Source organism: Tepidimonas sediminis (genome assembly GCF_007556605.1).
Lineage (GTDB): Bacteria > Pseudomonadota > Gammaproteobacteria > Burkholderiales > Burkholderiaceae_C > Tepidimonas > Tepidimonas sediminis.
The window spans coordinates 85,173-96,907 of the sequence record NZ_VJND01000007.1 but is presented as its reverse complement, the minus strand read 5'-3'; the positions used below and the strand labels follow the sequence as shown (position 1 = coordinate 96,907).

General features: G+C 71.1%; 11 protein-coding genes. 1 reads left to right on the top strand and 10 read right to left on the bottom strand.

Annotated elements, in window-relative coordinates; all coding sequences use genetic code 11:
* Positions 1 to 5: 5 nt before the first annotated feature.
* Both leuE and carA read right to left on the bottom strand, forming a co-directional pair.
* A complete protein-coding gene (gene leuE, locus Tsedi_RS07085; protein WP_143895057.1) occupies positions 6 to 674 on the bottom strand; it encodes a leucine efflux protein LeuE in 669 nt (222 codons plus the stop codon).
* A gap of 54 nt (positions 675 to 728) precedes the next feature.
* Positions 729 to 1,898 (bottom strand): glutamine-hydrolyzing carbamoyl-phosphate synthase small subunit, encoded by a 1,170-nt coding sequence (carA, locus tag Tsedi_RS07080; RefSeq protein WP_246099208.1) that lies wholly within the window; start codon positions 1,896 to 1,898, stop codon positions 729 to 731.
* 225 nt (positions 1,899 to 2,123) lie between these two features.
* Between carA and Tsedi_RS07075 the strand changes: the two genes are divergently transcribed.
* Positions 2,124 to 3,752: an ATP-binding protein gene (locus Tsedi_RS07075; protein WP_143895055.1), complete on the top strand. Its 1,629-nt coding sequence runs from the start codon at positions 2,124 to 2,126 to the stop codon at positions 3,750 to 3,752.
* A gap of 12 nt (positions 3,753 to 3,764) precedes the next feature.
* Here the strand turns inward: Tsedi_RS07075 and Tsedi_RS07070 are convergent, their stop codons facing one another.
* The 8 genes from Tsedi_RS07070 to bamA are packed head-to-tail and all read right to left on the bottom strand — an operon-like array spanning position 3,765 to position 11,713.
* The gene (locus tag Tsedi_RS07070) at positions 3,765 to 4,565 is read right to left on the bottom strand and encodes a TrmH family RNA methyltransferase (protein ID WP_143895053.1); all 801 of its coding nucleotides are present in this window, start codon (positions 4,563 to 4,565) and stop codon (positions 3,765 to 3,767) included.
* Entirely contained in the window at positions 4,562 to 5,206 is a 645-nt protein-coding gene (gene rnhB / locus Tsedi_RS07065; protein WP_143895051.1) for a ribonuclease HII, read from the bottom strand. Before rnhB ends, Tsedi_RS07070 begins: the two co-directional genes overlap by 4 nt.
* A 53-nt stretch (positions 5,207 to 5,259) precedes the next feature.
* A complete protein-coding gene (gene lpxB, locus Tsedi_RS07060; RefSeq protein ID WP_185970601.1) occupies positions 5,260 to 6,456 on the bottom strand; it encodes a lipid-A-disaccharide synthase in 1,197 nt (398 codons plus the stop codon).
* A 15-nt stretch (positions 6,457 to 6,471) separates the two neighbouring features.
* Positions 6,472 to 7,284, bottom strand: a complete 813-nt coding sequence (lpxA, locus tag Tsedi_RS07055; RefSeq protein ID WP_143895049.1) for an acyl-ACP--UDP-N-acetylglucosamine O-acyltransferase — start codon at positions 7,282 to 7,284, stop codon at positions 6,472 to 6,474.
* A gap of 17 nt (positions 7,285 to 7,301) precedes the next feature.
* The gene (gene fabZ / locus Tsedi_RS07050; RefSeq protein WP_143895047.1) at positions 7,302 to 7,745 is read right to left on the bottom strand and encodes a 3-hydroxyacyl-ACP dehydratase FabZ; all 444 of its coding nucleotides are present in this window, start codon (positions 7,743 to 7,745) and stop codon (positions 7,302 to 7,304) included.
* The gene (lpxD, locus tag Tsedi_RS07045; protein WP_281280121.1) at positions 7,742 to 8,830 is read right to left on the bottom strand and encodes a UDP-3-O-(3-hydroxymyristoyl)glucosamine N-acyltransferase; all 1,089 of its coding nucleotides are present in this window, start codon (positions 8,828 to 8,830) and stop codon (positions 7,742 to 7,744) included. The genes fabZ and lpxD overlap by 4 nt, the downstream gene beginning before the upstream one ends.
* A gap of 52 nt (positions 8,831 to 8,882) precedes the next feature.
* Positions 8,883 to 9,401 (bottom strand): OmpH/Skp family outer membrane protein, encoded by a 519-nt coding sequence (locus tag Tsedi_RS07040; protein ID WP_246099207.1) that lies wholly within the window; start codon positions 9,399 to 9,401, stop codon positions 8,883 to 8,885.
* On the bottom strand, positions 9,401 to 11,713 hold the full coding sequence (gene bamA, locus Tsedi_RS07035) for an outer membrane protein assembly factor BamA (protein ID WP_143895042.1): 2,313 nt from the start codon (positions 11,711 to 11,713) through the stop codon (positions 9,401 to 9,403). Before bamA ends, Tsedi_RS07040 begins: the two co-directional genes overlap by 1 nt.
* Between the last annotated feature and the right edge of the window lie 22 nt (positions 11,714 to 11,735).

The following is an 11,735-nucleotide window of genomic DNA, read 5'->3' as shown; positions in this document are numbered from 1 at the left end:
GCGTTTCAGGGCGCGGTGGCGCGTGCCAGCCGCAGGCCAAAGCCGATGAACAGGCCGCCGACCGCGGCGTTGAGTGCCGCGGCCAGGTGGCGCCGCGCGCGCAGGGCCTGCGCCAGCCGGTCACCGGCGAAGATCAGGGCGCTCAGGTACAGGGCGCTGAAGAACTGCACGATCACGCCCAGCGCCACGAAGCTCAACGCCGGCCAGGGATAGGCGGGATCGACGAACTGCACGAAGAACGAAATGAAGAAGAAGATCGCCTTGGGGTTGAGCAGACTGATCGACAGCGCGCGGTGAAACGGTCGGCTGCCCCCTGCCAGCGCGGGAGGCGATGGCGCCTCGGCGGAGGCGTCGAGCCGCTGCGCCGGCCCGCTGCGCCAGCCCCGCCACGCCGCGCGCAGCAGGTGCAGCCCGATCCAGGCCAGGTAGACCGCCCCGGCGTACTTGACGGCCATGAACAGCCAAGGGTGGGCCGCCAGCACCGAAGCCAGGCCCGCGGCCGACAGCGCCATCAGGATGGTGTCACCAACGAAGACGCCGCAGGCAGCCTGATAGCCACGCAGCACCCCCTCGCGCGAGGCCACCGACAACACGTACATCGAATTGGGCCCCGGCAGCAGCACGATGACGACCGTGCCGATGACGAAGGTGGTCAGGTCGGTGATGCCGAGCATGGTCGGGGGCTTGCGGCGGGGCGTCCTCGGGCGGAGCCGGCCGTGTCGGGCAGCTCAGCCGGCCTGCTCCATCAGGCCGACGAAGCGGTCGAACAGGTAGCCGATGTCGTGCGGACCGGGACTGGCCTCCGGGTGGCCCTGGAAGCCGAACGCGGGCCGATCGGTGCGCGCAATCCCCTGCAGCGTGCCATCGAACAGGCTCACGTGCGTGGCGCGCAGCGTCGCCGGCAGGCTCGCTTCGTCCACGGCGAAACCGTGGTTCTGGCTGGTGATGCTGACCCGTCCGGTGTCGAGATCCTTGACCGGGTGGTTGGCACCGTGGTGGCCGAATTTCATCTTGAAGGTGCGCGCGCCGCTGGCCAGTGCCATGATCTGGTGTCCGAGGCAGATGCCAAACGTCGGCACCCCGCGCTCGATGACGGTGGCCGCCGCCGAGATGGCGTAGTCGCAGGGCTCGGGATCGCCGGGACCGTTGGACAGGAACACGCCATCCGGCCGCATGGCCAGCACGTCCGCGGCCGGCGTGCGCGCCGGCACCACGGTGACGCGGCAGCCGCGCTCGGCCAGCATGCGCAGGATGTTGCGCTTGACGCCGAAGTCGTAGGCAACGACGTGGAAGCGCGGCTGCGCCAGGCGCCCGTAGCCGCGCGTGCCGTCCTCGCGCTGCAGCCGCCACTCGGTCTCGGTCCACTCGTACGGTTCGGCGGTGGTGACGGTCTGCGCCAGATCGAGCCCAGCCATGCTGGGGGCGGCGCGCGCCGCGGCCAAGGCTTCGGCGCGCAGGGCGTCCGTCGGCACCTCCCCCTGACGCAGCGCGACGATGGCACCGTTTTGCGCACCGTGCTCGCGCAGGCGACGCGTCAGCGCGCGCGTGTCCACCCCCGCGATGGCCACGATGCCTTGTCCGCGCAGGTAATCCGCCAGCGGCTGGCGGGCGCGGAAATTGCTCTGGAGCAAGGGCAGGTCCTTGATGATCAGGCCGGCGGCCTGGATGGCGCCGGATTCGACGTCCTCGTCGTTGACGCCGACGTTGCCGATGTGCGGGTAGGTCAGCGTGACGAGCTGCTGGCGGTAGCTCGGATCGGTGAGGATTTCCTGATAGCCGGTGATGGCGGTGTTGAAGACCACCTCGCCGGTGGTGCGACCGGGCGCACCGATCGACACCCCTTCAAGGACCGTGCCGTCTGCAAGCGCGAGGATGGCGGGTGCGGGGACGGAAAACACGGTGCGGGACTCCAGGAGGAGAGTGGGATCGCCCGCCTTGGCCCCGGCACCGGCCTGCGGCGCACTCGTGCGTGCCTTGGAGGGCGATTCGGACAAACTTTTGGATTGTAGCATCCGGGCCACCAAGGCTTTTGCATCGCAGCATCGCGAGCCGGCCCGCGCCGCCCCCCACGCCGCGCACGGCAGCAAGCCTGTCGGCCGTCCGCCTGCGTTACGATGCCGGGCATGAGCGTGGCCACCCGCCGCAAGCTGCCCATCGGCATCCAGACCTTCGCCAAGATCCGGCGCGAGGGGCATTACTACGTCGACAAGACGCCGCTGATCGCACGTCTGGCCGAGCAGGGCGGCGCCTACTTCCTCTCGCGCCCGCGCCGCTTCGGCAAGAGCCTGCTGCTGGACACCATCGCCTGCGCGTTCGAAGCCCGCCGCGAACTGTTCGACGCCCACGACGGCGCCGACGGCAGCGCCCCGCGCGAGAAACTGTTCCTCGCCGACCACTGGGACTGGACCAGGCCGCACCCGGTGATTCGCTTGAGCTTTGCCGAGGGACGGTTGGCCGAAGGCGCCAAGCTCGAAGCCCACATCCACCATCAGCTCGACACCAACGCCGCCCGGCTGGGGGTGACCCTTCCGCCGGCCCGTGAGGACCCGCACATCCGCTTCACCGAGTTGATCGGCCGCACCGCCGCAGCCCACGGCCGCCAGGCCGTGGTGCTGGTCGACGAATACGACAAGCCCATCCTCGACAACCTCGAGACCCCTGAGGTCGCCCGCGCCATGCGCGAGGGCCTGCGCAACCTCTACAGCGTCATCAAGGGCAGAGACGCCGACCTGCGCTTCGTGCTGCTGACCGGCGTGTCCAAGTTCAGCAAGGTCTCGATCTTCTCGGGCCTGAACAACCTGCGCGACATTACCCTTTCGCCCGAGTACGGCACGATCTGCGGCTACACGGATGAAGACATCGACACCGTCTTCGCGCCGGAACTGCAGGCCGCTGCCGAGGAAGGCCAGCCGCTGGACCGCGAGGAGATCCGCCGCTGGTACAACGGCTACCGCTGGGGGCCGGTGAGCGTCTACAACCCGTTCGACGTGCTGCTGCTGCTGGCCGAGCGGCAGTTCCGCGCGCACTGGTTCGAGACCGGCACGCCGACGTTTCTGGTGCACTGGCTGCGCGGCAAGGGGTTCTTCACCCCGCAGCTGGAGCGGCTCTACGCCAGCGAGCAGCTGCTCTCCGCCTTCGACGTGGAGCGCATCGAGCCCGAGGCGCTGCTGTGGCAGACCGGCTATCTCACCATCGACGGCCAGCAGCGCAAGGGCGCAGCCACCGTCTACACGCTGCGCGTGCCCAACCTGGAGGTGCGCAGCGCCCTCAACGAGGCGCTGCTGCTGGGGGGGTGGCTGCCGGGCGGCACGCCGCTGTCCCAGCTGACGATGCGGCTGTACGACCTGCTCACCGAAGGCGATGCCGAGGGCCTGCGCGCGCACTTCGAGCGCCTCTACGCCAGCATCCCGCACGACTGGGTGCGCGCCAACCCCATCGCCCGGTACGAGGGTTACTACGCCAGCGTGTTCTACAGCCATCTGGCGAGCCTGGGCCTGGACATCGTGCCGGAGGAAGTGTCCAACCCGGGCCAGTGCGACCTCGTCATCCGCCACGCCGGCCGCGCCTGGGTGATCGAGTTCAAGGTCATCGATGGCGACGCCCCCACCGGCGAAGCCATGCGGCAACTGAAGGCCCGCGACTACGCGGCCAAATACCGCGGCGCGCCGGGCATCACGGAAGTGATCGAGCTGGGCGTCGAGTTCAGCCGCGCCAAGCGCCAGATCGTGGGGTGGGAGGTGGGGCGCGGCTGAACCGGCTGCGCGTCAGTCCGTTGCGGACCGCGAGGCCGCGCTCGCGTGCAGGCAAATCGCTGCCGCGGCGGCGACGTTGAGCGATTCCTCGCCTCCCGGCTGGGCGATGCGCAGCGTGCGCGTGGCACGCGCCAGCAGCGCCGTCTGCACGCCCTGCCCTTCATGCCCGAACAGCCACGCGCACGGCCACGGGAGCCGGGCGCGGTGCAGCCACTCGCCCTGGTGCGAACTGGTGGCCAGCAGCGGCACGCGCAGGGCAGCCAGGTCGTCCGCTGCCAGCCCTTCCGACAGGTGCAGACCGAAGTGGGCCCCCATGCCGGCACGCAGCACCTTCGGCGACCACAGCGCCGCGGTGCCGCGCAGCGCCAGCACCTGGCGGAAGCCGAAGGCCGCCGCGCTGCGCAGGATGGAGCCGACGTTGCCCGGATCCTGCAAGCGATCCAGCACCACCGTCGGCGCCTCGGGCTCGGGGACGGCAGCGGGCGGCAGCGGCCACAGCGCCGCCAACGCTGCGGGGGAAGCCAGCTGGCTGAGTGCGCCCATGAGCGCCGGCGTCAGCCGCCACAGCGGCACCGCATCGGCCCCGAGGCCGGCGGCGGCGCGTATCTCGTGCCACAACGGCTCGGCCTGCGGCGTCAGCACCACCACGTGCGGCCGCTCACCGCGCGCCAGCAGCGCGCGCAGCAGATGGTCACCTTCGATCCAGACCAGTCCTTCACGCCGGTAGGCCGAGGCATCCTCCACCAGACGACGCAGGCGCTTGAAACGCGGGTTGTCGCGCGAGGCGATCGGCGCATCGTCGCCGTGCGTCATCGGCCTCCCCCCTCCCCCGCCGCCCGCAGCAGGCGCGCCACCGGTGCGAAGCTGCGCCGGTGCGCCGGCGTCGGCCCCAGCCGCACCAGCGCCTGCAGGTGCTGCGCGGTGCCGTAGCCGCGGTGGCGGTCGAAACCGTAGTCAGGATGGAGACGGTGCAGCTCGTCCATCAGGCGGTCGCGCGTGACCTTGGCCACGATGGAGGCGGCGGCAATGGCCGCCACCGACGCATCGCCACCGACGATCGCCTCGGCCGGCATCGGCAGCACCGGCACGCGGTTGCCGTCGACCAGAACCCGCGCTGGCCGCAACGGCAGGGCGTTCACCGCGCGCTGCATGGCCAGCAGCGTGGCCTGCAGGATGTTGAGGCGATCGATCTCCTCCACGCTGGCCAGACCCACCGCCACGGCCCGGGCGCGGGCGTGGATGGCGTCGTACAGCCGCTCGCGCCGGGCGGCGCTGAGCGCCTTCGAATCGGCCACGCCGTCGATCGAATCGTGCGGATCGAGGATGACCGCGGCGGCCACGACCGGCCCGGCCAGCGGCCCCCGCCCGGCCTCGTCCACGCCGGCCACCAAGTCCCCATCACCCCAGTCGAAGGCGTATTGCCGGGCCGCAGCCTGGGCGTGGGCCAGCGGCATGCGGGTGCGGCGGCCGGCACGGACCGATGGGGGACGCAACGTCGAGCCGGGCTTCACGGCGCCCCCCCGCGCTCGAGCAGCGGCGCGATCGCCTGCACCGCCAGCGCCGCCGTGTCGCGCCGCAGCTCGGCGTGCAGCGCCTCGAAGCGGGCCACCAGGCGCTCGCGCCGCGCGTGCGCTTGCGCGTCGTCGGCCAGCCACGCCAGCGTCGCCTCGGCCAGCGCCGCCGGGGTGGCCGCCTCCTGCAGCAGCTCCGGCACGACGAACGCGCCGCACAGGATGTTGGGCAGCCCGACCCACGGCTGGCGCATCTTGCGCCGCGTCAGCCACCACGACAGCGGGTGCATGTGGTAGGCGATCACCATCGGGCGCTTGAACAGCGCCGTCTCCAGCGTCGCCGTGCCGCTGGCCACGAGCGCCGCGTCGCAGGCGGCCAGCGCCGTGTGCGACTGCCCGCGCAGCACGGTGATGGCCGCAGCGTGGGGGCTCACGGCCACCCGGGCGCGGATGAGCCCCTCCAGCGCCGGCACCGCCGGCAGCACGAAGCGCAGTCCAGGCCGCTCGGCGCGCAGGATCGCCACCGCCGCGAGGAAGCGCGGCAGCAGGTGGTCGATCTCGGCGCGGCGGCTGCCGGGCAGCAGCGCCACCAGCGGCTGCGCGTCGTCGATACCGAGCGACGCGCGCGCGCCGGCGCGGTCCGGCCGCGGCGGGATGACGCCGGCCAGCGGGTGGCCGACGTAGGTGGCGGCGATCCCGTGTTCGGCCAGCAGCGCCGGCTCGAACGGGAAGATACACAGCACGTGGTCGCAGGCGCGGCGAATCAGCTCGACGCGCTCCGGCCGCCACGCCCAGATGGCCGGGGCGACGAAGTGCACCGTCGGGATGCCCGCCGCGCGCAGGTCGGCCTCCAACGCCAGGTTGAAGTCCGGCGCATCGACGCCGACGAACAGCGCCGGGCGCTCGCCCAGCAGCCGCGCGCGCAGGCGGCGGCGGATGCCGACGATCTCGCGGTAGTGGCGCAGCACCTCGACGTAGCCGCGCACGGCCAGCTTCTCGCTCGGCCACCAGGCCTCGAACCCCTGCGCCAGCAGCGCCGGCCCGCCGATGCCGGCGGCCTGCAGCCCGGGCCAGCGCGCGCGCAGCCCCTGCAGCAGTTGCGCGGCCAGCACGTCGCCCGAGGCCTCGCCGGCCACCAGCGCCAGCCGTGGCGCGGCGGCACCCGTTGCGGCATCCAGGGGCGGTTGGCTCATCCTGTCCGGCCGCCGTCAAGCCTCGCCACGGCGCGCGCGCACGATGCCGCGCTGCGCGTCGACACCGGCCAGGAAGTCGCGCATCAGCGCCACGTCCGCGGCGGCTTCGGGGTGCGTCCGCGCCAGCGCCTCGATGCGCTCCAGCGCCTGCGCAAGCGTCAGGCCCTCGCGGTAGAGCGCCTTGTGCATCGCCTTGACCGCGGCGATGCGCTGGGCGGAAAAGCCGCGGCGGCGCAACCCCTCGAAGTTCATCGAGCGCGCCTGCGCCGGCTGGCCCTGCGCCATCACGAACGGCGGCACGTCCGCAAACAGCAGCGCGCACATCGCCGTCATCGCATGCGCGCCGATGCGCACGAACTGGTGCACGACCGTGAAGCCACCCAGGATCGCCCAGTCGCCAACCTGCACGTGGCCAGCGAGCTGCGCGTTGTTGGCGAAGATCGTGTGGCTGCCCACCACGCAGTCGTGCGCCAGGTGGGTGTAGGCCATCATCCAGTTGTCGTCACCCAGGCGCGTCACGCCCCCGCCCTGCACCGTGCCGACGTGGTAGGTACTGTACTCGCGGATCGTGTTGCGGTCGCCGATGACGAGCTGGCACGGCTCGCCACGGTACTTCTTGTCCTGGTTCGGCAGGCCGAGGCTGACGAACGGGTAGATGCGGTTGTCGCGCCCGATCGTCGTGTGGCCGTCGAGCACGCAGTGCGCGCCCACCGTGGTGCCGGCGCCGATGCGCACGTGCGGGCCGACGAGGGTGTAGGGACCGATCTCGACGTCGGTGTCGAGCTCCGCCTTGGGGTCGACCAGCGCGGTCGGATGGATGCGGGCCATCGCGGGCGTGGTCGGCTTCAGCCGGCGATGCGGCGCATCGTGCACATCAGCTCGGCCTCGCAGGCCACCTCGTCGCCGACGCGCGCGGTGCCCTTGAACTTGAAGATGCCGGCCTTCATGCGCTCCAGCGTCACGTCCATCACGAGCTGATCGCCCGGCTCCACCGGGCGCTTGAAGCGCGCGCCGTCGATGCCGGCGAAGTAGTACACCGTCTGGTCGTCCGGCGTCACCTCCAGCGTGGCAAAGGCCAGCAGCGCCGCCGTCTGCGCCAGCGCCTCCAGCATCAGCACGCCCGGAAACACCGGGCGGTGCGGAAAGTGCCCGGTGAACACCGGCTCGTTGATCGTGACGTTCTTCAGCGCCCGGATCGAGGCGCCCTTGTGCAGCGCCAGCACCCGGTCCACCAGCAGGATCGGGTAGCGGTGCGGCAGTTGCTTGAGAATCTGGTGGATGTCCATCATGGGGTCGTGCGTCGTTCCAGGGCCTTGAGGCGCTCGCGCAGCGCGTGCAGCTGGCGCAGCGTCGCGGCGTTCTTCTCCCAGGCTCGATTGTCGTCGATCGGGAAGATGCCGCTGTACTGCCCCGGCTGCAGGATCGAGCGCATCACCACCGACGCGGCCGAGATGTGCACATGATCAGCCAGCTCCAGATGGCCGAGCACGATGGCACCGCCGCCCAGCGTGCAGAACGCCCCGATGCGCGCCGAGCCGGCGACGCCCACGCAGCCGGCCATCGCGGTGTGGCGCCCGACGTGCACGTTGTGGCCGATCTGGATCAGGTTGTCGAGCTTGACGCCGTCTTCCAGCACCGTGTCGCCGAGCGCGCCGCGGTCGATGCAGCAGTTGGCGCCGATCTCCACGTCGTCGCCGATGCGCACGGCGCCGAGCTGCTCGATCTTCTCCCACCGTCTGCCCTCGCCGCCGGGCAGCGGAACCGGCGCGAAGCCGAAGCCGTCGGCGCCGATCACCGTGCCGCCGTGCACCAGACCGCGCGCGCCGATGCGGCAGTCGTAGCCGAGCACGACGTGGGGCCCGAGCCGCGTGCCGGCGCCGACGTGCGCGCGCGCCTGCACCACCGCGTGCGCGCCGAGCTCGGCATCCTCCTCCACCACCGCGCCGTCCTCCACCACCGCGAAGGGGCCGAGCCGCGCCGTCGGATGCACGCGCGCGCCCGGCGCCACCCAGGCGGTCGGGTGCACCCCGACCGGCGCCGGGCGCGGCTGCACGTGCGCGCGCCACCAGCGCGTCAGCGCGGCGAACTGCGCGTAAGGGTCGGCCACGATCCAGGCCGCCCAGCCGCCCGGTGGCGGATCGGGGCGCTGCAGCGCCACGTCGGCCAGCTCCGGCGCGACGATGACGGCGCCGGCTCGGCTGCTCTGCAGCCGGGCGCGGTAACGGGGGTGGGCAACGAAGGCGACGCTGGTCTCGTCGGCGTCGGCCAGCGCGGCCAGCCGCCGCACCGCCAGCCCCATGTTGCCGCGCAACTCCCCCCCGAGGGCCACGACGACCCGCTCCAGCGGTACCGGCGCGGGCAGTTCGGACGGCACGGCAGCGTCAGGACGATCGGCCATCGAGGCGTGGCGGCCGCGGAGCGCGCCGTCAGCGGGCGTTGTTCAGGCCCTGGATCACCTTGTCGGTGATATCGTGCTTCGGCGCGATGTAGACCGCCTCCTGAAGGATCAGGTCGTACTTCTCGCTTTCGGCGATTTGCCGGATGACGCGGTTGGCGCGCTCGATGACCTGCTGCAGCTCCTCGTTGCGACGCTGGGCAAGATCCTCCTGGAACTCGCGGCGACGGCGCTGGAAGTCGCGCTCCAGCTCGGCGATCTGCCGCTGGCGCGCGGCGCGCTGGCTCTCCGAAAGCGTCGGCGCGTCCTTCTCGAACTTCTCGGTGGCCTGCCGCAGCTGGCTGCCCAGGTTCTCGATCTCGCGCTCGCGACGCCCGAACTCCTGCTCCAGCCGTGACTGGGCGGCCTTGGCGGCGTTGGAGTCGCGCAGGATGCGCTCGGTGCTGACGAAGCCGATCTTGAGATCCTGCGCCAGCGTGACGGCCGAGGCGGCGGCGAGCGCCGCGGCAGCGAGCCAGCGGGCGCCGCGGAAGCGGGTCATGAACGTCATCAGAATGCGGTACCGATCGAGAATTGCACGGTCTGGGTCTTGTCGCCGACCTGCTTGCGCACCGGCCGGGCGAACGCGATTCTAAGCGGGCCCACGGGGGAGATCCAGCTGATGCCGACGCCGGCCGAGGCACGCAGATCCGCCAGCGTGAACTTCTGCTGCGGCGCGTAGACGTTGCCGACGTCGAAAAAGCCGAACATGCGCAGCGTGCGGTCGTTGCCGGCGCCGGGGAACGGCGCAATCAGCTCGGTGTTGAGCAGCACCATCTTCGTGCCGCCGAGGTAGGCCTTGTCGGCGCTGCCGACGATGTCGCTGACGCCGCCGAGCGTGCCCTGCTCGAAGCCGCGCACCGACCCGAGGCCGCCGCCGTAGAAATGCTTGAACAGCGGCACCGGCTTGCCACCCAGCCCCTTGGCCCAGCCGGCCTCGGCGTTGAACGCCAGGGTGAATTTCTTGTTCAGCGGCAGGTACTGCTGAAGCTGGGCGCTGGCCTTGACGTAGCGCGTGTCGCCGGCGATGCCGAGCTCGCCGTTGACGCGACGCAGCGTGCCCTGCGTCGGCACCAGCGCGCTGTCGCGCTCGTCGCGCGCCCAGCCCACCGTCAGCGGCACCGACGTCGGCGAATCGCCGAAGCGGGCGATGAAGTCGTTGTAGGCGGTGGGCATGCGGTTGCCCGGCTCGATCTTGGTCTGCTCGATGCCGAGGCCGAAGTAGACGGTGTCGACTTCGGTGAACGGCACGCCGAAGCGGATGCTCACGCCGGGCGTGACGAGCCGGTAGTCGCCGTCCTGCGCGTCGAGCGGCCGCGTCGTGCGGTAGTACAGGTCGAAGCTGCGCGAGATGCCGTCGTCGGTGAAGTAGGGGTTGGTGGTCGACAGCACCAGCTGGCGGTTGAACTTGCTGGTGTTGAGGTTGAGACCCAGGTAGTTGCCGGTGCCGAAGACGTTTTCCTGCTGGATGCCGGCCAGCACCGAGAGCTTTTCGGCCTGCGAGTAGCCGGCGCCCAGCGTCAGGTTGCCGGTCGGCTTTTCGGCCACCTTGACGATCAGGTCCACCTGGTCGGGCGCGCCGGGCACCTCCTGGGTGTCGATCGTGACCTCGGTGAAGAAGCCGAGCCGGTCGACTCGGTCACGCGACAGGCGGATGCGGTCACTGTCGTACCACGCGGACTCGAGCTGGCGGAACTCGCGCCGGATCACCTCGTCGCGCGTACGGTTGTTGCCTTCGATCTGGATGCGCCGCACGTAGGCACGGCGTGACGGCTCGGCGCGCAGCGCCAGCGTGACGAGGTTGCGCTCACGGTCCAGCTCCGGCAATGCCTCCACGCGCGCGAAGGCGTAGCCGAACTGGCCGAAGTGATCGGTGAAGGCCTTGACGGTCTGCTCGACCTCCTCGACGTTGTACGGCTGGCCCGGGCGGATGCGCACCAGCGCCTTGAACTCGTCCTCGCGGCCGAGGTAATCCCCTTCCAGCCGCACGGCCGAGACGACGTAGCGCTGGCCCTCGGTGATGTGGATGGTCAGCGCCAGCGACGACTTGTCCGGCGACAGCGCCACCTGCGTCGAGTCGATCCGGAACTCGAGGAAACCGCGCGTCAGGTAGTACGAGCGCAGCGTTTCCAGATCGGCGTTGAGCTTGGCGCGCGAGTAGCGGTCGCTCTTGGTGTACCAGCTCAGCCACCCGCCGGTGTCCAGATCGAACAGATCCAGCAGCGCCTTTTCCGGGAAGGCCTGCGCGCCGACGATGCGGATCTCGCGGATCTTGGTGACGTCGCCTTCGACGACGTTGAAGTTGAGGTTGACGCGGTTGCGCTCGATCGGCGTGACGGTGGTGGTGACCTGCACCGCGTACATGCTGCGGTTGAGGTACTGGCGCTTGAGTTCCTGCTCGGCGCGGTCCGCCAACGCCCGGTCGAACGGCCGCCCCTCGGTCAGCCCGATGTCGCGCAGCGCCTTGCGCAGCACCTCGTTGTCGAACTCCTTGACGCCGGTGAAGCTGACGTCGGCCACCGTCGGGCGCTCCTCGACGATGACCACCAGCACGTCGCCGTCGACCTGCAGCCGCACGTCGGAGAACAACCCCAGCGCGAAGAGCGCGCGAATCGCCGCGGCGCCCTGCTCGTCGGTGTAGCGGTCGCCGACGCGGACCGGCAGCGACGCGAACACGGTACCGGGTTCGACACGCTGCAGACCCTCGACGCGGATGTCGCGCACGGTGAAGGGTTCGACAGCCCACGCGGGCAGGGCGGTCGCCAGGGTGGCCAGCCACAGGCCGGCGCGGGCGCGCCAGCGGCGCTCGGGGATAGGTTTCATGCGCTCGAATGGATGCGCTGCC